15 protein-coding genes are annotated in these 22011 nt (G+C 61.1%); 12 read left to right on the forward strand and 3 right to left on the reverse strand.

Translation table 11 applies throughout. The features are described 5' to 3' along the window. Nucleotides 1–164: 164 nt before the first annotated feature. Nucleotides 165–1769: an RNA repair transcriptional activator RtcR gene (rtcR, locus tag JAB8_RS11090; protein ID WP_070289543.1), complete on the reverse strand. Its 1605-nt coding sequence runs from the start codon at nucleotides 1767–1769 to the stop codon at nucleotides 165–167. Between the two features lie 206 nt (nucleotides 1770–1975). On the opposite strand from rtcR, the gene JAB8_RS11095 reads away from it, so the two are divergent. The 5 genes from JAB8_RS11095 to JAB8_RS11115 all read left to right on the forward strand — a co-directional run bounded on the left by JAB8_RS11095 (nucleotide 1976) and on the right by JAB8_RS11115 (nucleotide 7566). Continuing rightward, nucleotides 1976–3547 (forward strand): TROVE domain-containing protein, encoded by a 1572-nt coding sequence (locus JAB8_RS11095; protein WP_070289544.1) that lies wholly within the window; start codon nucleotides 1976–1978, stop codon nucleotides 3545–3547. Nucleotides 3548–3818: 271 nt separating this feature from the next. After that, nucleotides 3819–5054 (forward strand): RtcB family protein, encoded by a 1236-nt coding sequence (locus JAB8_RS11100; RefSeq protein WP_070289545.1) that lies wholly within the window; start codon nucleotides 3819–3821, stop codon nucleotides 5052–5054. Nucleotides 5055–5070: 16 nt separating this feature from the next. Next, nucleotides 5071–6090 carry an RNA 3'-terminal phosphate cyclase gene (gene rtcA / locus JAB8_RS11105; protein WP_070289546.1) on the forward strand — a complete coding sequence of 340 codons (1020 nt, stop codon included), beginning with the start codon at nucleotides 5071–5073 and terminating at the stop codon, nucleotides 6088–6090. A gap of 131 nt (nucleotides 6091–6221) precedes the next feature. Beyond that, entirely contained in the window at nucleotides 6222–6707 is a 486-nt protein-coding gene (gene pedF, locus JAB8_RS11110; RefSeq protein WP_070221748.1) for a cytochrome c-550 PedF, read from the forward strand. A gap of 25 nt (nucleotides 6708–6732) precedes the next feature. Beyond that, nucleotides 6733–7566 (forward strand): transporter substrate-binding domain-containing protein, encoded by an 834-nt coding sequence (locus JAB8_RS11115; protein ID WP_070289547.1) that lies wholly within the window; start codon nucleotides 6733–6735, stop codon nucleotides 7564–7566. Nucleotides 7567–7725: 159 nt separating this feature from the next. Here the strand turns inward: JAB8_RS11115 and JAB8_RS11120 are convergent, their stop codons facing one another. Beyond that, on the reverse strand, nucleotides 7726–9864 hold the full coding sequence (locus JAB8_RS11120) for a TonB-dependent receptor (RefSeq protein WP_070289548.1): 2139 nt from the start codon (nucleotides 9862–9864) through the stop codon (nucleotides 7726–7728). Between the two features lie 204 nt (nucleotides 9865–10068). On the opposite strand from JAB8_RS11120, the gene JAB8_RS11125 reads away from it, so the two are divergent. From JAB8_RS11125 to JAB8_RS11155, 7 genes are all read left to right on the forward strand, one after another. Next, nucleotides 10069–11025, forward strand: coding sequence for a beta-propeller fold lactonase family protein (locus JAB8_RS11125; protein WP_070289549.1), 957 nt, complete (start codon nucleotides 10069–10071; stop codon nucleotides 11023–11025). Nucleotides 11026–11277: 252 nt separating this feature from the next. Further along, a complete protein-coding gene (adh, locus tag JAB8_RS11130; protein ID WP_070221751.1) occupies nucleotides 11278–12798 on the forward strand; it encodes an aldehyde dehydrogenase in 1521 nt (506 codons plus the stop codon). Nucleotides 12799–12853: 55 nt separating this feature from the next. Continuing rightward, the gene (locus tag JAB8_RS11135) at nucleotides 12854–13243 is read left to right on the forward strand and encodes a DUF779 domain-containing protein (RefSeq protein ID WP_070289550.1); all 390 of its coding nucleotides are present in this window, start codon (nucleotides 12854–12856) and stop codon (nucleotides 13241–13243) included. Between the two features lie 51 nt (nucleotides 13244–13294). After that, nucleotides 13295–15031, forward strand: a complete 1737-nt coding sequence (locus JAB8_RS11140; protein WP_070289553.1) for a methanol/ethanol family PQQ-dependent dehydrogenase — start codon at nucleotides 13295–13297, stop codon at nucleotides 15029–15031. A gap of 287 nt (nucleotides 15032–15318) precedes the next feature. Further along, complete coding sequence (locus JAB8_RS11145; RefSeq protein ID WP_070289551.1) at nucleotides 15319–16479, forward strand: hypothetical protein; 1161 nt, start codon at nucleotides 15319–15321, stop codon at nucleotides 16477–16479. A 57-nt stretch (nucleotides 16480–16536) separates the two neighbouring features. Continuing rightward, nucleotides 16537–18639 carry a 4Fe-4S binding protein gene (locus JAB8_RS11150; protein ID WP_254679497.1) on the forward strand — a complete coding sequence of 701 codons (2103 nt, stop codon included), beginning with the start codon at nucleotides 16537–16539 and terminating at the stop codon, nucleotides 18637–18639. Then, a complete protein-coding gene (locus JAB8_RS11155) occupies nucleotides 18629–19639 on the forward strand; it encodes an FAD:protein FMN transferase (RefSeq protein ID WP_070289552.1) in 1011 nt (336 codons plus the stop codon). The genes JAB8_RS11150 and JAB8_RS11155 overlap by 11 nt, the downstream gene beginning before the upstream one ends. 1 nt (nucleotide 19640) lies before the next feature. Here JAB8_RS11155 and JAB8_RS11160 read toward each other — a convergent pair whose 3' ends face one another. Beyond that, nucleotides 19641–21629: a sigma-54-dependent Fis family transcriptional regulator gene (locus JAB8_RS11160; protein ID WP_254679498.1), complete on the reverse strand. Its 1989-nt coding sequence runs from the start codon at nucleotides 21627–21629 to the stop codon at nucleotides 19641–19643. Between the last annotated feature and the right edge of the window lie 382 nt (nucleotides 21630–22011).

Here is a 22011-nt window from a genome sequence, read left to right on the forward strand (position 1 = left end):
GGCGCTTGGATACGCCGCTGGTGCTGTCGGCTTACGCTGCGCTAAGCCGACCTACACCGGCCTGCGCCGACCGACATCGACCTACGTCGACCTGCGCTTGACTCCGGTACTTCGCCGTTGGGAGAATGCTGGACGAAAAAAAGCAGCGCTGTGCGCTGCCTCTGTTATCTAATACTGTCCCATTCCAGGTCAAAGCGGGCCAGGAATTTCTTGAGCCGGTCCGCATCATTCGGTTTCGCCTTTGCCTCGCGCGAAACGGCATACAGCTTGCGGCCCGCATCGGACAGGCTGTTGGACTGTCGGCACACCTGGATGACTGCCTGCAGTTGCAGCGCATCGAACAGGTCGAGTTGCGCTGCCGCCTGCTCTCCCATCAGCTCTGCCAGGTCCACTTCCGGACGACCGGTTCGCCCATCATGATGCTGCCACATCCGGTTCAGGCGCCTGATCTCTTCGTCGACCACACTATCCGTGATGCGGCCCGCTTCCGACAGCGTGGCAAGGCGCGTGACGGCGGCGGACAGGTCGCGGAAATTCCCCTTCCATGCAGAGGTGGGCAGGCTGGCAAAGCGCATGAAACGCTCGCGCGCCTCCTTGTTGAAGCGCACTCTTTCGCCCGTTTCCGCGCCGTACTGTGCCAGCAGGTAGTCCAGGTTCGGCTCAATATCCTCGGCTCGCTGCGCCAGACCCGGTAATTCGTATGTCCACAGGTTGATGCGCGCATACAGGTCTTCGCGGAAGCGGCCGGCCGCCACCTCCTTGCCCAGGTCGCGGTTGGTGCCGGCGATCAACTGGAAGTCGCTTTGCACCTCCGTATCCGCACCAACAGGAAAGAAGCGTTTTTCTTCGATGGCCTTCAGCAGCATCGCCTGTTCATCGAGTCCCAGCTCGCCGATTTCATCGAGAAACAGCAAGCCTTTGTGCGCGCTGCGCAGCAAGCCTGGACGGTCCGCACCGGCGCCCGTGAATGCCCCCTTGATATGGCCGAACAAGGTTGAGGCTGCGCCATCGCCATGCAGGGTGGCGCAATTGAGGTCGATGAATTTGCCGTCGATCTGGTGGCGTGACTTTTTCAGCTCATACACGCGGCGCGCGAGGAAAGATTTGCCAGCGCCGGTCGGTCCCATCAGCAGCATGGGCGCTTTTGACTTGATGGCGACGCGTTCGATTTCCTCGATCATGCTGTTGAACTTGGCATTGCGCGTGGCGATGCCGGACTTGAGGAAGGCCACGCCTTCGGCCTGCTCGCGCGTAAAACGCTGGGCGATCTGGTCGTAGCGCGACAGATCAAGGTCGATCAGCGCGTAGCTGCCCGGATTGCCGGCGGCCTGCCGCTTCGGTGGCGACGTTTGCACCAGGCGGCCCGGGAAATAGCGGGCTTCCGTCATCAGGAACATGCAAATTTGCGCCACGTGGCTGCCGGTGGTGATGTGGATCCAGTACTCCTCCTTGTCCGGATCGAAGGCGTAGCTGTTGGCGAAATCGTAGAGCGCGCCGTACACGTCCTCAAAATCCCAGGCATCGCTGATGGGCAGTTCATGGGCGACCAGCCTGGTTTCAGGCGAGACGCTGGCGATATCCTGCGACACCTGGCGCACCAGGCTGGCAAACTGCTCGCCGGCGTACAGCAGTTCGAAACGGTCGATGATCTTGTCTTCATGCTGGGTCAGGGCGACGCTGGGGCGCCACTTTTCCCAGCGTGCCGCTCCTCGGCCATTGTCGAGCTGCGTGCCGAGAAAACCGATGACGACGGTGCGTTTTGCTTGCATATCTTGGATAATAATTTATCTAAAAAGATAATTGTATTCGAAATCGTAATCGATGGGATAGTTTCAAGGCAAAGCATGCATGAGAATATTATTCAGAAAAATCAATGACTTACATTTGTTTTTGGAAAAATTATTAAAGCTGGCACGGCGTTTGCAATAGAGGAGATACCAACGAGATAAACGTAGAGAGCAGAGAGGAACGAAAAATGGCCAACGCCCACTTATTCCAGAGCGCACAACAGAGCGCAACCTTGCCAGCGGCGCTGGCGCGCAATGCGGAGGGCGCACCAGCGTATGCACTGACGCCACGGCATCAACTGGCGCAATATGCTGCCACCGGTTGCCTGAACACGACGTTCTATGCCAGCGCCGAAGCGCAGCTGGCGATGGTACTGGAACTGTGCAAGGCGGTCGAACCAGCCTTCATCGCACAAACGGCCGTGTACTGCCGCGAACGGGGCTACATGAAAGACATGCCGGCCTTGCTGGTGGCCGTGCTGGCGGGGCAGGGCGCGGCAGAATTTACGCAGGCCTTCCAGCGCGTGATTAACAACGGCAAGATGCTGCGCAACTTCGTGCAGATCATGCGTTCGGGCGCCGTGGGCCGCAAGTCGCTGGGATCGCGTCCGAAAAAGCTGGTACAGGCATGGTTGAACAACGCATCCGAGCAGGCCTTGCTGGCCGCCGCCGTGGGCAATGCGCCGTCGCTGGCCGACGTGGTGAAGATGGTGCACCCGAAACCGCAGGCAGCGTGGCGGGAGGCATTCTTTGCCTGGCTGATCGGCAAGGAATACCAACGCGATGCCTTGCCGCCGGCACTGGCCGCGTTCGAGGCATACAAGGCCGATCCTTCGCAGTCGATACCGGAGGTGCCGTTCCAGATGCTGACGGCGCTGCCCTTGAGTGCGCAGGATTGGGCGCAGATCGCCCGCCAGGGCAGCTGGCAGATGGTGCGCATGAATCTGAATACCTTTGCCCGCCATGGCGTGTACGCGATCGATGGCATGCCGGAACTGATCGCCGCCAAGCTGCGCGATCCCGAGGCGATTGACCGCGCGCGGGTCTTTCCCTATCAGCTGATGTCGGCGTACATGGCCGCTGGCGACAAGGTGCCGCGCATCGTGCACGCGGCGCTGGAGCAGGCGCTGGAAATATCGCTGGTGAACGTGCCGCGGATCGCCGGCAAGGTGGTGGTGTGTCCTGACGTTTCCGGCTCGATGGCCTCGCCCGTCAGCGGTTTTCGCGGCAGCGCCACCTCGAACGTGCGCTGCATCGACGTGGCGGCTCTGGTGGCGGCAGCCATGCTGCGCAAGAATCCGGACGCCATGGTGCTGCCGTTCGAGCACAACGTGGTGCAGTGCGCACTTGGCGCCGATGACAGCGTAATGGCGAATGCGGCCAGGCTGGCGGCCATCGGCGGTGGCGGCACCAATTGCAGCGCACCCCTGCTGCGCATGAACGGCAGGAAGGAGCTGGCCGACCTGGTGATCTATGTGTCTGATAACGAATCGTGGATCGACGCGAAGCGCAGCGGCGCCACGGCGACGATGGGACAGTGGACGGTTTTCAAGCAGCGCAATCCGCAGGCAAAGCTGGTGTGCATCGATATTTCGCCGCATGCTACGACACAGGCGATGGAGCGCGAGGATATCCTGAATATCGGCGGTTTTTCCGACGACGTCTTCAAGATCATCGCCGCCTTTGCCGCCGGTCAGCTAGACCCGGCCCACTGGGTGGGAGAAATCGCCGCCATCGATGTCGCGGCACCAGCTTGTTGAAGTAAGGCGCACGAATGCGGACAAGACTACATGAGAGACGTCCTGTCCAGGTTTGTCATGCGCCGCAGTACCCCGAATGCCGACAGGATTACATCGATCAGCCGCGTCAAACCGGCCTGCCAGACGCAGTGCGCCTGGCAGAAAATCCTGTCCCCCTTGTCGGGTTGTCGTACTGATGAATGCCGGTGGAACTACATCCAGAGCCGATGCGTCGGCAATGTTTTACCAATCCTTGTCATCACCCCCTATACAATAGAAGAAGAGCATAGCGATGAAAAACGAAGAATACGAAGTTCTGCATACCGAAGGCAGCCGTCCCGTGAAAATGTGGACGCGTGGCGTGCCTGTCGAAGAAGCGGCCAAAAAACAATTGCGCAACACGGCGACCCTGCCGTTCATCTACAAGCATATCGCCGTCATGCCCGACGTCCACCTGGGTAAAGGATCGACCATCGGCAGCGTGATCCCCACCCTGGGCGCCGTGATTCCGGCAGCCGTGGGCGTCGATATCGGTTGCGGCATGATGGCGGCGAAAACCACGCTGACGGCAAATGATTTGCCCGATAACCTGGGGCCGCTGCGCAGCGCCATCGAGCGCGCCATTCCGCACGGGATGTCGCCGAAGACGCGCGGTCACCGCGGCCGCGACGAGGGTTCCTGGCAGACGCCGCCCTCGGTGGTCGATGCCGCGTGGCTGCAGCTGAAGGATGAATTCGACGCCATCTGCCTGAAAACGCCCAAGCTGCAGAACACGAATAACTATCGTCACCTGGGAACTTTGGGCAGCGGTAACCACTTCGTCGAAGTCTGTCTCGATGAACAGGGTTCTGTATGGTTCATGCTGCATTCCGGTTCGCGCGGCGTGGGCAATGCCATCGGCACGCATTTCATCGAACTGGCCAAGCAGGATATGCGTACCCACTTCATCAACCTGCCCGACCAGGACCTGGCCTATCTGGCCGAAGGCACGCAGCATTACGACGATTACGTGGAAGCGGTGGGCTGGGCCCAGCGTTTCGCGCGCAACAACCGCGAAGTGATGATGCAAAACCTGATCGCGGCCGTGCGCACGGTCATCCATAAGCCGTTCCAGACGCATGTGGAAGCCGTCAACTGCCACCATAACTATGTGCAGAAGGAGCACCACTTCGGCAAGGACGTGCTGGTCACGCGCAAGGGCGCCGTCTCGGCCCGCGCCGGAGAATTGGGGATCATTCCCGGCTCCATGGGCGCCAAGAGTTTTATCGTGCGCGGCAAGGGTAATGCGGACAGTTTCCATAGCTGCAGCCACGGCGCGGGCCGCACGATGAGCCGCACGGAAGCGAAGCGGCGCTTCAACCTGGCCGACCAGATCCGCGCCACGCAAGGCGTGGAATGCCGCAAGGATGAAAACGTGATCGATGAAATTCCAATGGCCTACAAGGATATCGATGCGGTGATGCTGGCGCAGCGCGAACTGGTCGACGTCGTGCATATCCTGAAGCAGGTCGTTTGCGTCAAAGGTTAATAAAGAGAAAGTACAGATGATAGAAATTGATGGAGCGCAAGGTGAAGGCGGCGGACAGATTTTGCGCTCGGCGCTGAGCCTGTCGATGATCACGGGGCAGCCGTTCCGGCTGACGAATATCCGCGCGGGGCGGGAAAAGCCCGGCTTGCTGCGCCAGCATTTGCTGGCCGTGCAGGCAGCGACCGCGATTTGCGGGGCGCGCACGACGCCGGTGGCGCTGCGCGCAGCCAGCCTGGAATTCGTGCCTGGCCCCATAGGCGGCGGCGATTACCGCTTTGCCATCGGCAGTGCCGGCAGCTGCACCCTGGTGTTGCAAACCCTGCTGCCGGCCCTGCTGCATGCGGATGGGCCGTCTACCGTGCGCATCAGCGGCGGCACGCACAATGCCATGGCGCCGCCCGTGCATTTTTTGCAGCGCGCGTATGGCCGCATCCTGGAACAGATGGGCGCCGACGTCGATATCACGCTGCAACGCTACGGCTTTCATCCCGCAGGTGGTGGTGAGGTGCTGGCCACCGTGCAACCGTGCCAGCGCTTGCGGCCCATTTCACTGCTGCAGCGCGGCGAGCGGAAGGCCGGGTATGCGGAAAGCGTGGTGGCGGGCGTGCATGTGAACGTGGCGCAGCGTGAGCTCGAGCGTATCGCCGACGGCATGGGCTGGAGCGGCAAGCAGCTGCGCCTCGTCGGCTTGCCGGCGGAGCAGGGACCGGGCAATGTCCTGTTGCTGACATTGGAACATGAGCACGTCACGGAAGTATTTACGTCGTTCGGCGAAAAATCCTTGCTGGCCGAATCCGTGGCCAAGCGCTTGTTGAACGAGGTGCGCGACTATCTCAAGTCGGACGCGGCCGTGGGCGAGCACCTGGCGGACCAGCTCTTGCTGCCCATGGCGCTGGCCGGCGGCGGTAGCTTCAGTTGCAGCAAGGTGTCGCAGCATGCGTTGACGAATGCGGAAGTGATTGCCCGCTTCTTGCCCGTGCGTATCACTTTCGAGCAGCAGGCGCGGGGCAGCATCTGCACGGTGGCCGCCGCCTGACGCGCGCGGTGACACAATCGCTGTTGCAGCTGTTCCAAATTGATACATGGGTGGCCCGATGTGGGGCATATACGCATGGCATGGCATTTGCTCTTCTTGAGATATTCACTAAAAAAACCAAGGAGACCAGCATGACCTATTCCATCCGTACCCTGCTCGGCGTGGCCGCCGCCGGCGCCGTTGCCCTCACCTCCCTGCTGACCTTGCCGCATGCCTATGCGCACGGCAATGTCACGCCGCAAGGCGTCGACACCACGGGCTTGCCCAAGGTGGGCGACAAGTGGCTCGAGCAAAACCCGTATCGCGGCAACAAGCTGGCCCTGACGGTGGGCACCTCGGCCTATAACCAGAATTGCGCGCGCTGCCACGGCATCGAAGCCATTTCGGGCGGCATCGCGCCGGACTTGCGCCAGCTGGACCGTGATTGCTTCGGTATCAAGAATGAGACAAAGAAACAGGCGTGTTACAAGGAAACGGATAATTATTTCCTGGCGACCATCCGTCACGGTAAAGTGCGTAATGGCGCCGTGTACATGCCGCCGTTCGAGGGCGTATTCAACCAGGAAGCGATGTGGGCCATCAAGACCTACCTGGAAACCCGCCGCGAGTCTAATTAGGTCGAACTGATAACGAAGGAGTTCCATGCGTTCATTTCAACTCCGTGGCGCGCGCGCGATGCTCTCGCTCGCTTGCATGGCCATGTGCGCAGCCGCGCCGGCGCGCGCCGATTGGCAGAAAGTGCAGCAGTCGGGCAGCCTGAAAGTGGCTGTGTATAACGAGTTCGCGCCGTTTTCCGACAAAGGCGCGGGCATCGATATCGACATCGCCGAAGCGCTGGCGAAAAAGCTGGGGCTGAAACTGAGCTTGCTGCCCTTTCCCGCCGGCGAAAACCTCAACGACGACTTGCGCAATATGGTGTGGAAGGGACATTACCTCGGCTATGGTCCCGCCGACGTAATGCTGCACGTGCCGGTCGACAAGAAATTGATGGCGGATAACGACAAGGTCGAGATCTTCGCGCCGTACTACGTGGAAACCGTGCGCCTGGCGCGCAGCGCGCAAGCCGTGCCGCAATTCGATGGCGTCGCCAGCCTCGCAGGCAAGCGTATCGGCGTGGAAAAGGTCTCGATTGCGGCCATGCTGATGCTGGGCGAGGACAGTGGCAGATACCGCGACGACGTGCGTATCTTCGATACGGCCGCCGAAGCCTTGCAGCAATTGCAGGCCGGCCAGCTCGACGCCGTGTTGGCCAACCGGTCGGAAATCGAATCGGTGCTGAAAAGCGATCCCGCTTTCCCCTTGAGCGAAGTGGCTTTCGCCCGCTTGCCGCGTGCCGGCTGGGCCGTGGGCCTGGCCGTCAGCAAGCAACAGCTCGACGTGGCCAAGTTACTGCAGGCGGCCATGAACGAGATGGCGGCCAGCGGTGAATTGAAAACCATCTTTGAGAAGTATGGCGTGAAGGAAGCGCGGCCGTAGCAGACTATGCTGAATGGTAAAAGCCCGCGCTTCGGAAGAGGCGCGGGCTTTTTCATGAGAACGCCTGAAAAATGTTCAGGGCAAGGCGCATTGCCGCAGGCAGTACGAATAGTACGACAAGGCAATGCAACGCCGCCATGGACTTTTTCTCAGGTGTTCTTAAAAGGAGTATTGGGCGCTCACACCTAACAACCAGTTACGGCCTGGCGCCGCTTCATAGTAGCGCTTGTTGCTGTCGCCGACGATGACGGAGCCCACGTAGGTCTTGTCGAAAAGATTGTTCAGGCGGGCAAACTCCTTGAAGCGCCAATTCCCTACGTTTTGTTTGGCGTTGAAGCGCGCATTGAACACCGTGTAGCCGGGCGCCGGTTTTTCGCTGTTGCTGTCTTCCGCGTAGACCTGGTTGCTGGCCACGCTTTCCACTGCCGCGCCGAAACGGTCCAGCGTGTCTTTCCAGGCCAGTTCCGCAAACAGGTTTGCGCTGGGCACGCCCGGCAAGCGGCTGCCTTCGCGTACGCTGCCGAACGCCTGGTCATACACGGCGTGCAGGCTGGTCAGCGCCACTTTTGTCGTGAAACCGTACGGCAAGCTGGAGTCGAGCGACACTTCCATGCCCTGGCGCAAGGTCTTGCCCGCATTGCGGTAGCTGGTGCGCCCGCCGCTGGAACTGTCGACCACCAGTTCATCGTTGGTCTTGATCTGGAACACGGCCGCGTTCACATGCGTGTTGTGATTGATCCTGGCCTTGATACCCGCTTCCAGGTTGGTGCTGGTGGCCGGTTTCAGCTGGTAATTGAAGCCGCCGCCCGTGCCCGAGTAAAACAGTTCGTTCAGGGTGGGTGCTTCGAAACCGCGCGCGGCGCTGGCGTACACGTTGACGTTGGGCGTCAGTTTATACAGCAGGCCCAGCACCGGCGTCGTGTGGCTGAATTCCAGGCTGCCGCTGTCGTCGCCATTGCCGAGGAAGCGGTCGTTGACCGACACTTTCATCTTGCTGTAGCGCACACCTGCGCTGAGCAGCCATGGCCCGCTCTGCCATTCTGCCTGGATATACGGATCGAGGCTGGAGACGACATCCTGCTCGTCGCGGCGCAGCTTGCCCTTCACGCCAAACGTGTTGCCGATGTAATTTTCATAACCGGTGCGGTCATCGCTGGAGCGGCCATAGTCGATGCCGATGGTGGTGCTCAGCTTGCCGCCTGCCAGCTGGTTCACGTGCAGCCAGTTGGTGTCGATGCCGTAGAACTCACGCTGGAAGTCGACCACGCCGCCCGAATGGCTGGCTGGCGCCTGGAAACCCTTGGTAAAAGCCTGGTACTGGATCACGTCGCGGTTGCCGCCGTAGGCCGTCACGTGCAGGCGGTCTTCGCCAAACGATTGTTCATAGGTAGCGCCGATTTGCTGATGGTCGATGCTCTTGCGCGTGTTGTAGCGTTCGGCCAGGGTGCGCTTCGGGTTTTGCGTGTCCGTCGCATCGATTTCGCCGGCGCGCGGATCGCGGGCAAACGTGGCCCAGGTGACGCCCAGCGGATCTTGCGTGTTGCCCTGATGCAGGCTGTTGGCGACGATGGTCAGCTTGCTGTCTACCGTCGGCTTGATGGTGATCTTGCCGAACGCCTGTTCGCGCGTGGCGGCGCTGTGGTCGCGGAAACCGTCCGTGCGGAAGCGCGAACCGTCGAGCACGTAGCCGATGCCGCCTGCCTGGCCTTGTGCCGTCAAGTCCACCTTGCTGGTGCCGAAGCTGCCGCCCGTTACGTTCAGTTCGACGGATGGGGGATTTTGCCCATCCCTGGAGAACAGCTGGATCACGCCGCCCGAGTGGTTGCCATAGATGGCCGAGAACGGTCCGCGCAGCACTTCGATGCGCTCGGCCGTATCGAGGTTGAAGGTGGCGGCCTGGCCTTGCCCGTCGGGCATGCTGGCGGGAATGCCATCGCTGATCAGCTTGACGCCGCGCACGCCGAAGGCCGAGCGTGCGCCGAAGCCGCGCGACGAGATCTGCAAGTCCTGCGCGTAGTTCTGGCGGTTCTGCACGACCAGGCCCGGCACGGCGGCCAGCGCTTCCGAGGCATTGACGCGGATTTGACCCTCCTGGATGCGGGCGCTGTCGACGACGTCGATCGAGGCCGGCACTTCCTGGCTGGGGTGGGCGATGCGGCTGCCGCTGACGACCACCGTATCCATGAGTTGCCCGGCGGCCAAGTCAGCGGACTCGGCGGCGAAAACGTGGGGGGCCAGGGTGGCGCTGCCGGCGACAAACAGGCTGGCGATGGTGTTCAGGCGGAAACGATGCTGCATGCGGATTCTCCAATGTGAATAAAAGCCTGCTTGGTCGCGTGCGCGGCGCAGGTCTGCATAGTTGTATCAAGCAATATGCCTGCCATGTCTCCATTGGTGGGCGGAAATTATACGCGTGTCAGTGGCACGGCGTTTGCATGCAGCAATTATCAGATGCGCCGCTAGCGTGCGCTTTTCCTGTGTTTTGCCATTGAAAAGGTGATTATGCCCAACTTCTTCTCGCGCTTTCTCCAGGTGTGCTGGCTGCTGCCCGCGCTCGCCAGCACCGCCGTCCAGGCCGCTCCATTTGCCTATGTCCCCAATGAAAAATCGGGCACCGTGAGCGTGATCGACACGGCGACCGACCAGGTCGTGCGCCAGATCGCGGCCGGCAAGCGGCCGCGCGGCATCGCCGCCGACCCCAGCGGACGGCAATTGTTTGTCACGGATGCGGCCAGCAGCGCCTTGCTGCTGATCGATAACGTGACCGGCGTGCCCGTGCGCAGCGTAGCGCTGGGTAAGTCGCCCGAAGGCGTCAGCGCCTCCCGGGACGGCAGTCACGTGGCCGTGGCCGTCGAGGAAAACAATAGCGTGGCCTTGCTCGATGGCCACACTGGCGTCTTGCTTGCCGATATCAAGGTGCAGGGACGCAACCCGGAACATGCCGTGTTCAGCCCCGATGGGCGCTGGCTGCTGGTCAGTGCGGAAGAGGCCGAGCAAGTCGACGTCATTGATGTGGCGCAACGCCGCCAGGTGGCTTCCATCGCCGTGGGACTGCGTCCGCGCGGCATCGGTTTCAGTCCGGACTCGGGCCGCGCCTATGTGGCGTGCGAACTGGTCAATGCCGTCTATGTGATCGACATGGCCGCGCGCAAGGCCGTCGCAACCATTCCCGCCGGCAAGAATGCGAATGGCATCGCCGTCCATCCCGGCGGCAGGCAGGTATATGTCTCGAACGGTATCGACGGCACGGTAATGGTGATCGATACGGCCAGCAACCAGGTGACGGCCACCATTCCAGTCGGCAAGCGTCCGTGGAACATGGCCATCACGCCCGACGGCGCCAAGCTGTACGTGGCCAATGGCCGCTCGAACAGCGTTTCCGTCATCGACACGGCCAGCGCGCGCAAGCTGGCCGATATTGCCGTCGGTGAATTGCCGTGGGGCGTGGTGATTCGGTAGTGGTACAGGGCAGGTGTTCCAGTCTGGTACACCTGTTCCATTGTGCAGCGGCGATGGGGCGCTACGGCAGCAATTGAACCCGCCGATATCGCCACCAGGCCCTTGCAACAGAGGTAAAACCCGCTAAGTTGGGTAGGGGGATGGCGAGCTGGCACGGCATTTGCGGAAGACTCGGTGTACTCACCCCATCTGTACCAGGACGTTTGATTTTAATTAAGTAACTCCATTCTAATTAACCCGATAGAGGACGACATGAATCTCGCAGACATCAGCAAACTGGGCGTAGCCAATCCCTTCAAACAACGCTATGACAATTACATCGGCGGCAAATTCGTTGCACCAGTAAAAGGTGAATACTTTCCTAACATTACGCCGATCACGGGCTTGCCGTTTTGCGAAATCGCCCGTTCCACGACGGAAGACGTCGAGCTGGCGCTGGATGCCGCGCATGCCGCCAAGGAGGCCTGGGGCAAGACTTCGCCCGCCGAGCGCGCCAACATCCTGAACCGCATCGCCGACCGCATCGAACAGAACCTGAGCTTGATCGCGACGGCGGAAACGATCGATAACGGCAAGCCGATCCGCGAAACGATGAACGCGGACATTCCGCTGGCCATCGACCATTTCCGTTACTTCGCCGGTTGCATCCGCGCGCAGGAAGGTTCCGTCGCGCAAATCGATGCGGAAACCTATGCCTACCACTACCACGAGCCGCTGGGTGTCGTGGGCCAGATCATTCCGTGGAATTTCCCGATTCTGATGGCCGTGTGGAAACTGGCGCCAGCCCTGGCCGCCGGCAATTGCGTCGTCCTGAAACCGGCCGAGCAGACCCCCGCTTCCATCATGGTGTTGATCGAGCTGATCGGCGACCTGCTGCCACCGGGCGTGTTGAACATCATCAACGGTTTCGGCCTGGAAGCGGGCAAGCCGCTGGCCTCGAGCAAGCGCATCGCCAAGATCGCCTTCACGGGCGAAACGGGCACGGGCCGCCTGATCATGGGCTACGCGGCGCAAAACCTGATTCCCGTCACCCTGGAGCTGGGCGGCAAATCGCCGAACATCTTCTTTGAAGACGTGATGGATGCGGACGACGAGTATTTCGACAAGTGCCTGGAAGGCTTTGCGATGTTCGCGCTGAATCAAGGCGAGGTGTGCACCTGCCCATCGCGCGTGCTGATCCAGGAATCGATCTACGAGAAATTCATCGAACGGGCCCTGAAGCGCGTGGCCGCCATCAAGCAGGGCAATCCGCTCGATTCTTCCACCATGATCGGCGCCCAAGCGTCGCAGGAGCAGCTGGAAAAAATCCTGTCCTACCTCGACATCGGCCGCCAGGAAGGCGCCGAAGTGCTGGCTGGCGGCGAGCGCAACACGCAGGCGGGCGACCTGGAAGGCGGCTATTACGTGCGTCCGACCGTGTTCAAGGGGCACAACAAGATGCGCATCTTCCAGGAAGAAATTTTTGGACCGGTCGTGTCCGTGACCACCTTCAAGGATGAAGCTGAAGCGCTGGCGATTGCCAACGATACCTTGTACGGCTTGGGCGCCGGCTTGTGGACGCGTGACGGTTCGCGCGCCTTCCGCATGGGCCGCGCCATCCAGGCGGGCCGCGTGTGGACCAATTGCTACCACCTGTATCCGGCCCACGCCGCGTTCGGCGGCTACAAGCAATCGGGTATCGGCCGCGAAAACCACAAGATGATGCTCGACCACTACCAGCAAACGAAGAACTTGCTGGTGAGCTATAGCCCGAAAGCGCTGGGCTTCTTCTAAACCGGCAACAGGCGCCGCGCCCGTAGTCCAGGCGCGGCGCGCAGAAAGGGATGCCATGAGTGCAGCAATTGCCAGGGTGGTCGCCACCGATGCGGCGCTGGAAATGATGGACAAGTTGCGCCAGCGTCACGGCCCGCTGATGTTTTTCCAGTCGGGCGGCTGCTGCGACGGCAGTGCGCCCATGTGCTACGCGCTGGGCGAGTTCGATGTCAGCGATACCGACATTTATCTCGGCAATTTGAATGGCGCACCGTTCTACATGGGACTCGAGCAATTCGAGTACTGGGAGCATACCCAGTTGATTATCGATGTGGTCGATGGCAATGGCGGCATGTTTTCACTCGACAACGGCACGGGCAAGCGCTTTTTGACGCGCTCGCGCCTGTTCACCGATGAAGAGTGCGCCTTGTTGCATGCCCAGCCGCATGAACACCGCAAGACTTGATACACACACATACTAATAAAACAGAGGGAGATGATTGTGCAGAAAAACATCATGGGGATACTCATCGGTTTGGGCTTGGCATCGCTGGCCCAGGCGGCCGACGTGGGCAATGTCACCACCGCCATGCTCGACAGCACGGCGAAGAATCCGTCCAGCGTGCTGTCGTTCGGCATGGGCACGCAGGGCCAGCGCTATTCGCCGTTGACGCAGATCAATGACAACACCGTGGCCAAGCTGGTGCCGGCCTGGTCGTTCTCGTTTGGCGGCGAAAAACAGCGGGGCCAGGAATCGCAGCCGTTGATTCATAACGGCAAGATGTTCGTCACGGCATCGTATTCGCGCATCTTTGCCGTCGACCTGAAAACGGGCGCCAAGCTGTGGAAATATGAGCATCGCTTGCCGGACGGCATCATGCCCTGCTGCGACGTGGTCAACCGCGGCGCCGCCCTGTACGGCAACCTGGTGATCTTCGGCACGCTGGACGCCTACCTGGTGGCGCTGGACCAGAATACGGGCAAGATCGTCTGGAAGGAGAAAGTCGACGACTATGCGGCCGGTTACTCGATGACGGCGGCGCCGCTGATCGCCGAAGGTTTGCTGCTGACGGGCGTGTCGGGCGGCGAATTCGGCATCGTCGGCCGGGTCGAGGCGCGCAACCCGATGACGGGCGACCTCGTGTGGAGCCGTCCGACGGTGGAGGGCCATATGGGCCACCGCTACGACAAGGACGGCAAGGCCATCGATAACGGCGTGTCCGGTACCGTGAACAAGACCTGGCCGGGCGACCTGTGGAAAACGGGCGGCGCCTCGACGTGGATGGGCGGCACCTACGATCCGCAGACCAAGCTCGCTTACTTTGGCACCGGCAACCCGGCGCCGTGGAACAGCCACTTGCGTCCCGGCGACAATCTGTACTCGTCGTCCACCGTGGCGCTGGACGTGAAAACGGGGCAGATCAAGTGGGCGTATCAAAACACGCCAAACGATGCCTGGGATTTCGACGGCGCCAACGAGTTCGTCACCTTCGACATGGATGGCAAACGCTATGGCGGCAAGGCCGACCGGAACGGTTTCTTCTACGTCATCGATGCGGCCAACGGCAAGCTGCAGAATGCCTTTCCGTTCGTCAAGAAAATCACCTGGGCCAGCAGCATCGACCTGAAGACGGGCCGGCCGAACTATATCGCCGCCGGCCGCCCTGGCGACCCGACCAAGGGAGAAGAAGGCAAGAAGGGCACGACCGTGTTTGCCGCGCCGGCTTTCCTGGGGGCAAAAAACCAGATGCCGATGGCGTACTCGCCGCAAACCAAGCTGTTCTACGTTCCCGCGAACGAATGGGGCATGGACATCTGGAACGAGCCGATCAGCTACAAGAAGGGCGGCGCCTTCCTCGGCGCCGGCTTTACCATCAAGCCCTTGTTTGAAGACTACATCGGCGCCATGCGCGCCATCGATCCGAAGACGGGCAAGATCGTCTGGGAAATCAAGAACAACGCGCCGCTGTGGGGCGGCGTGATGAGCACGGCCGGTAATCTGGTGTTCTACGGCACGCCGGAAGGCTTCCTGAAAGCCGTCGACGCGAAGACGGGCAAGGAACTGTGGAAATTCCAGACGGGTTCCGGCGTCGTGGCGCCGCCCGTCACCTGGCAGGATGGCGACACGCAATACGTGGCCGTCGTCTCTGGCTGGGGCGGCGCCGTGCCGCTGTGGGGCGGCGAGGTGGCGAAGAAGGTCAACTTCCTGGAACAGGGCGGTTCCGTGTGGGTCTTCAAGCTGGCGTCGAAGTAACGGGGTGAAGCGCCCGGGCCACACGGATGGGTGTCTCCCTGTCCGCCGGGTGCTTTCTTTTTGCTGACGGCCCAGGCCGTCAGTTTTTTGTTTACGCAGGCGTTCGATCAATGTGCCGGCGGTCAAAAAAGGAACACCGTGCGGGGTGATTGATCCGCTGCTGCACACGTCAAACACATCATTTCTCTTTCTCCCTGTGAGCCGTGCTGGGCACGCTTATTGCCAAAGCTTGAGGTACATCAATCACTGATGTGCACACTAAAAACAGAGAAGAAAGAGGAGACGCAATGAACACATTGAGCAAGCTGGGGAGCGTGGGTGTCATGACAATCGCAGCGGTGGGGCAGGCGCAAGCCGTCGATATCAAGGCGGGCGACTGGACCGTGTCGGTAGGCGGCATCGTCAACGCCTATTACACGCAAGTGTCGTGTTCGGGCGATGCCGTGGGCGGGCTGGCGCTGGGAGGCCAGGTGCTCGGTTGCGGCGGCGAAAAGGACCGCACCACCATCGGCAACGGCCTGCTGCCGAATGGCTTGATCACCTCGGCAAGCTCGCGCCTGGGCGAGTACGACGTGAAAGCCTTGATCGGTATCTACAACTCGACGGCCACGGACAGCGCCATCAGCCAGAACAGCGTGGTCGACGTGCGCCAGGCCTTCTTTACGTTCGGCAATGCGGAAATGGGCACCTTCAAGCTGGGCCGCGACTACGGCATCTTCGGCGCGAATGCGATCCTGTCCGACATGACCTTGCTGGGCTCGGGCGCGCCCGTGCAGGCGACACAGCGGGGCCGCGTCACGCTGGGCCATATCGGCGCCGGCTATACCTATCTGGGCAACTATGGCCAGATCATGTACAGCACGCCGAAGTCCAGCGGATTTGGCGCCGACGTGGCGCTGGTCAGCCCCGTATCGGATACGCCCATCGTGGCAGGCTCGACCTATTCATCGAAGTCCAGTCCGCAAGTGCAGACGCAGCTGACGTATGCGCAGGAAGGCTTGAAAGCGTGGCTCGGCGTGAAGTCGCAAAAATTCACCTCGAAAACGCCTGGCGTCGATGACCTGACCATGCGCGGCGTGGAAGTGGGCGGCTCCTACCAGATGGGCCCGGCCGGCGTATTGGTCAACTTCCAGGGCGGCAAGGGACTCGGCATCTTGTCCGATGCGGACCAGGGCGATACCAAATCGAAGAACTGGCTGCTGCAAGGCACGTATAAAACGACGGACAAGCTGAAGCTGGGCTTGTCCTACGGCATCAGCAAGAACGACGACAACACGGCCGGCACGGGCGGTTTGAAGTCGAACGCCAACCTGACCCTCGGTGCGTATTACTCGCTCAACAGTGCGATCACCCTCGTGGGGGAGCTGGGCCAGACGCGCTCGAAAGGCTTTACGGGCGGCGAAGCGAAGATGAATGGCGGATCCCTGGGCGGCATTATTTTCTTCTAACCAATGAATGCGGCGCCGGAAGCTGCGGCGCCGCACGGAGTGCAATGCATGCGGATAATGCGGTTATTCATCGGATGCTGGCTATTCCTGTTTATCCTGGGACAGGCGTGGGCCGGCGTACTCACCAAGGCCGAGCTGGCGCGGCGCTTCCCTGCACCGCTCGTCGTCGGCGACAAGGAAGCCGACTTGCCCGTCTGGCCCCTGTTCAAGCAAAACGCCACGGCAACGGAACTGGTCGGCTATGTCTTCGAGTCGGTGGACCTGGCGCCGATTCCCGGCTTTTCCGGCGTTCCCGTCAATTTATTGATCGCCATCAATCCGCAGGGTAGTTTTCTCGACGTGGCCGTGCTGTCGCAGCACGAACCCGTGTTTCTCGATGGCCTAGGTGAAGCGCCGCTGTTCCAGTTCGTCAAACAGTACCAGGGCCTGTCGTTGAAACAGAATATCGCCATCGATGCCAGGAAGAAGCGCGCCGCCGATGCCACGCACGCTGATATCGACGGCGTGTCGAAGGCGACGGCTTCCGTGCGCATCATCAACCAGAGCGTGCTGGCCTCGGCCTTGAAAGTGTCGCGCAAGAAACTCGGCTTCGCGCAGGGGCGCGATCCGGACCAGATCGCCCGCATCCGCATGGACGTGTTCGAGAAACTCAGCGTGGCAAAGATGCTTGAGCAGGGCTTGATCCAGCATGTGCGCCTGAGCAACAAGGACGTCGAAACCCTGTTTGCGGGCAGTCCCGGCGCGGGACTTGATGCGGAAGCGACGCGCGCGCCGGACGGCCTGTTCGTCGACCTGTATCTGGCCTATGTCTCCGTGCCCACGGTGGGACGCAATCTGTTGACGGAACGCAGCTGGAACAAGCTGCGCAACCGGCTCGACGAGGGCGACCATGCCATCCTCGTCATGTCGCGCGGGCGCTACAGCGTGCTGGGCGACGATTTCGTGCGCGGCACCGTGCCGGACCGGTTGTTGCTGAAGCAGGATGGCTTGCCCATCGACATGCGCGACCTGGACTTGGAATTGAGCCTGTCCGATGCGGGACCGTTACCGACTGAAAATATCGCCGTATTGCGCGTCATCAGCCAGGCGGGGCTTGATGCGGCCAGCCCGCTGGCATTTGCTCTCCCCATCACGCGCAGCAAGGGCATCGTGTATGCGGAGCGCATCGCGCGCAACGTCGATTTCAGCTACCGTCTGCCGGCCGGGTTTTATACAGCGCCGCAAGGCGACGATGCCAGCTGGCGCGGCACGTGGAAGGGGCGCCAGACTGAGCTGTTGATCTTGCTGGCCGGGCTGGCGCTGCTGGCCGGCGCCTTGGCCTGGCAGAAACGCCTGGTGCGTAATGGCCGGCAATTTGCATGGTTCCGCCGCCTGTTCCTGCTGTTTACCATCGGCTTCATCGGCTATTACGCCCAGGGGCAATTGTCGATCGTCAACATCACAGGGCTGATCCAGGCGCTGCTGGCGGGGCGCAGCCTGGGCTTTTTCCTGTTCGATCCGATGACGGTGATTCTCTGGGCTTTCGTTCTGCTCAGCCTGTTCATTTGGGGCCGCGGCACGTTTTGCGGCTGGCTGTGTCCGTTTGGCGCCCTGCAGGAATTCACGGGCAAGCTGGGCCAGTGGCTGCGCTTGCCGCAGTGGAAGATCAAGCCGCGCCTCGATGGGCGCTTGAAATGGATCAAGTATGGCTTGCTGGCGGCCATTCTGGCCAGCAGCATGTTTTCCAGCCAGATCACGGACAAGCTGGTGGAACTGGAACCGTTCAAGACGGCCATTACCCTGAACTTCGTGCGCGCCTGGCCCTTCGTCGCGTATGCCGTGGGCTTGCTGCTGCTCAGCAGTGTTTCCTATAAATTCTTTTGCCGCTACCTGTGTCCGTTTGGCGCGGCGCTGGCGTTGCTGGGACGCTTTCGCCTGTTCAACTGGATTCCGCGCCGCAAGGAATGCGGCACGCCATGCCAGACTTGCCGCCACCGTTGCGAGCACCACGCCATCGCGCCGAGCGGAAAAGTCGATTACGGCGAGTGTTTTCAATGCATGGATTGCGTGGTGATCTATGCCAGCGATGAAAAATGCGCACCCTTGATGCTGGAAATCAAGCGCGCCCGTACCATTCCCATCGTCCGGGCCACGGCAGAGGAGAGCAGCAATGCAGCGTAGAACCTTTATTTCCGCAGCGATTTGCAGCGTGGCCGGCATGGCGGGCGTGATCTTGCCTGGCAGTATGGCGCGCGGCACGGCTACGGCATCCGGCGTGCGCCCTTATCAAGGTGCCGCCCTGGCGTTTGGCACGACGGTCGCCGTCACCGTGTTGCATCACGACCAGCGCCAGGCCGAACTGGCCATCGAAGACGCCTTGCATGCGGCCAGGAGTGTCGACCGCCTGATGAGCATTTACAGTCCTGCCAGCCAAGTCTTCCAGCTGAACCGCGATGGCCGCCTGGCCCGGCCGAATGCCCATCTGCTGACGGTGCTGGCGCAGGCGCGAGCCTTGTCGCAATGGAGCGACGGGGCGTTTGATATCACCGTGCAACCGTTATGGCAGCTGTTTCGCGCGGCGGCAGATCAGACAAGTTTGCCGGCGGAAGCATTGCGCCGCGAAGCGCAGGCGCGGGTAGGCTGGCGGCAACTGGCGTGGGATCGCCGCGAAGTGCGTTTTCTTCAGCCCGGCATGGCGCTGACCCTGAATGGGCTGGCGCAAGGTTACGCGGCCGACATGGCACTGGCGGCCGTGAAGGCGCGCGGCGTGCGGCACGCGCTGCTCGACACGGGCGAGTTCGTCGCGCGCGGGCAGCGTGCCGTCCGGCGCCCGTGGACCCTGGGCATCCAGGACCCGCGTGATGCGGAAATCCTGGCGGCCACCTTGAAAGTGGAGGGGCGCAGCGTGGCCACGTCGGGCGATTACGAATGCACGTTCACGCCCGACTTCGTGCATCACCATATCTTCGATCCTGCGAAAGGCGATTCGCCGGGCGAACTGGCCAGCGTGACCGTGCTGGCGCCTACCGGCTTGCTGGCCGATGGCTTGTCGACAACCTTCATGGTGACGGGGGCGGCGCGTGCGCATGCGATGGCCGCGCGCATGGACGGAGTCGACCTGATGACCATCGACAAGCAGGGCCGGCGCAAGATGTCGCCGGGCTTTCCCCGTCTACTCTAGGCTATTTCAGGTGCGGCACCTTGCGATAGATCGTGTTGCGCGACACGCCCAGGGCCCGTGCCGTGGCCGAAACGTTGCCGCCGTGGGCATCGAGCGATTTGAGGATCACGCTTTGCTCCATCTCTTCCAGATTGGCGCCGGCCGCGATCATGCGGTCCGTGCTGGCGCTGGCGGCAGTCGCTTGCGTCATCTCAATATCGTCGAGGAAATCATCGGGCATGTGCCGCAAACAGATTTCATGCTCGTCGCCGGCCATGACGATGGCCGTGCGCAACAGGTTCGTCAGCTGGCGGAAGTTGCCAGGCCATTTATGCTGGTGGAACAGGCGCAGGATGTCAGGGGCCACCGTGTAGCGCGTGTCGGGCGCTTCCGTCGCGAGGATTTTCTTCACCACCGTGTCGAGGTCCGTGCGCTCGCGCAGGGGCGGCAGTTTCACCACCAGGCCATTCAATCGGTAATACAAGTCTTCGCGGAATAGTCCCTTCGCCATGCGTTCGCGCAAGTTGTGATTCGTGGCGCAAATGAGTTCCACATTGACGGTGATCGATTTGCTGCTGCCCAGCGGCGTGACCATGCGTTCCTGCAGCACGCGCAATAGCCGTGCCTGCAAGCCGAAAGGCATGTCGCCGATTTCGTCGAGGAACAGGGTACCGCCATTGGCTTGTAGGATCTTGCCGATCGCCCCTTTCTTGCGCGCGCCCGTAAACGCCCCGTCTTCATAGCCGAACAGTTCGGACTCGATCAGGGTTTCCGGGATCGACGCGCAATTGACGGCAATAAACGGTCCCATGGCCCGTGGCGAATCGTTATGGATGGCTTGCGCCAGCAATTCCTTGCCCGTGCCTGTTTCGCCCATGACGAGGATGGGAATATCGCGCCCCAATACCTTGTTGACCTTTTCGATCACCAGTTCCAGTTGCGGATCGCCCGTGCGCAGGTAGCGCAGGCCAGACAGGCGGCGCGCCGCGTTGGCCGCATGGCTGGCCGGCGCGGGGATCGCCGCCGGCACCGCGTTGATGTCGCTGTGATCGGTGCTGGTAGTAAAGCCGTGCTGGAAGACGCTATTGGACAGGCTCAACTGCGCGCGCCCATACACGCGCACGCCGCTGTGCATGCACAGGTTCAGCAAACCGGGTGAGGCCGTGCGGTAATGCTCGTACAGGGCGGAAACAGGCAAGCCGAACAGGGAACTGAACGTGTGCGATTGTAGTGCGGCAAATGACAGGCCCAGCTGGAACAAACCGTTTTTATTGGCCGATAAAAACCGCCCACCCGGTGTGAACGAGGCGATGCCTTCCATCAATGTGCCGATGAATTCGGGGCGCGCGTGGAAGTGCACGGTGATGGCGTCTTCGAAGGTGGCGGAAAACAGCTGATTTTCGATCATCAGGGCCGACATGCGCACGAGGGCCATCGTATGCTTGTGAAAACTGCGCTGGTCGCTCGAGACGTCCAGCACGCCGATGACATTGCCCCGGTGGTCGGTAATCGGTGCCGCAGAACAAGTCAGAAAGTGATTGGCAGCCAGGTAATGCTGGTCCGCATGGACCAAAGTCGGTACTTTTTCCGTGATGGCCGTGCCGATGGCATTCGTGCCGCGGCTTTGTTCCGACCACGCTACGCCTGGCTGCAGGGCAACGCGGTTGGCTTTCTCCAGGAAATCATCGTCGCCCAGCGAATGCACGATCACGCCATTGGCATCCGTCAAGATCACCATATTGTGCGTGTTGACGATTTGCTGGTACAGGGTTTCCATCGCGGGCAGCGCGTGCGTGTGCAGCATGCGGTTTTGCTCTATCAGCAAGGACAGGTCGGATTTGCCGGCTGGCGTAAAGTCGGGCGTGGCCGTGGGCGACAGGCCAAAAGCGACGGAACGCTGATGGGAAGTTTCGATGATGACGGGGACGTTGTCCTGTCCTGCCGGCAAAGTGTTCGCGTCCGCGATGGACGAAAACGGTGCGCTACGGTAAGTAGCTGACGGTTGATACATGATCTCGTTGCCTCCGTTGGGCCCTGTACTGCGGCGCTCTTTTGAATATCGAGAGTGTTCCATAATGTAGCACCTGTCACAAATGGGAGCAAAGCAAAGCGAGCCGGGCTGTCCCCCAGTGTTGCAGCCAGGCCCAGGGTTGCTCCCCTCGGTGGGCAGTGCATGGGGCTGTATAAGCAAGTGCGATGCCAGGGGCGTTTCACGGCGCGGGAAAATAGCCCTTGCGGCGCGCGCAGGGCAGGGCTATAATTCGCCCCCTCGCTGAACGACGCATGCAAATGCAGCGTGAAGCGAGAAAAAAGAAGGAGTTGACGGACGTAGCAAATTGCTTCATACTCTTCCTTCTTCGCAGCTGACAAACACAACGCTTTGTCGATAGCGC

Origin of the sequence: Janthinobacterium sp. HH106 (assembly GCF_001758725.1) — a bacterium.
Classification (GTDB): Bacteria; Pseudomonadota; Gammaproteobacteria; order Burkholderiales; family Burkholderiaceae_D; genus Janthinobacterium.

Bases quoted from the DNA above. Each gene is read 5' to 3' on its own strand.
- rtcR (WP_070289543.1), bottom strand. From the start codon at position 1,769: ATGCAAGCAAAACGCACCGTCGTCATCGGTTTTCTCGGCACGCAGCTC.
- JAB8_RS11095 (WP_070289544.1), top strand. From the start codon at position 1,976: ATGGCCAACGCCCACTTATTCCAGAGCGCACAACAGAGCGCAACCTTG.
- JAB8_RS11100 (WP_070289545.1), top strand. From the start codon at position 3,819: ATGAAAAACGAAGAATACGAAGTTCTGCATACCGAAGGCAGCCGTCCC.
- rtcA (WP_070289546.1), top strand. From the start codon at position 5,071: ATGATAGAAATTGATGGAGCGCAAGGTGAAGGCGGCGGACAGATTTTG.
- pedF (WP_070221748.1), top strand. From the start codon at position 6,222: ATGACCTATTCCATCCGTACCCTGCTCGGCGTGGCCGCCGCCGGCGCC.
- JAB8_RS11115 (WP_070289547.1), top strand. From the start codon at position 6,733: ATGCGTTCATTTCAACTCCGTGGCGCGCGCGCGATGCTCTCGCTCGCT.
- JAB8_RS11120 (WP_070289548.1), bottom strand. From the start codon at position 9,864: ATGCAGCATCGTTTCCGCCTGAACACCATCGCCAGCCTGTTTGTCGCC.
- JAB8_RS11125 (WP_070289549.1), top strand. From the start codon at position 10,069: ATGCCCAACTTCTTCTCGCGCTTTCTCCAGGTGTGCTGGCTGCTGCCC.
- adh (WP_070221751.1), top strand. From the start codon at position 11,278: ATGAATCTCGCAGACATCAGCAAACTGGGCGTAGCCAATCCCTTCAAA.
- JAB8_RS11135 (WP_070289550.1), top strand. From the start codon at position 12,854: ATGAGTGCAGCAATTGCCAGGGTGGTCGCCACCGATGCGGCGCTGGAA.
- JAB8_RS11140 (WP_070289553.1), top strand. From the start codon at position 13,295: ATGGGGATACTCATCGGTTTGGGCTTGGCATCGCTGGCCCAGGCGGCC.
- JAB8_RS11145 (WP_070289551.1), top strand. From the start codon at position 15,319: ATGAACACATTGAGCAAGCTGGGGAGCGTGGGTGTCATGACAATCGCA.
- JAB8_RS11150 (WP_254679497.1), top strand. From the start codon at position 16,537: ATGCGGTTATTCATCGGATGCTGGCTATTCCTGTTTATCCTGGGACAG.
- JAB8_RS11155 (WP_070289552.1), top strand. From the start codon at position 18,629: ATGCAGCGTAGAACCTTTATTTCCGCAGCGATTTGCAGCGTGGCCGGC.
- JAB8_RS11160 (WP_254679498.1), bottom strand. From the start codon at position 21,629: ATGTATCAACCGTCAGCTACTTACCGTAGCGCACCGTTTTCGTCCATC.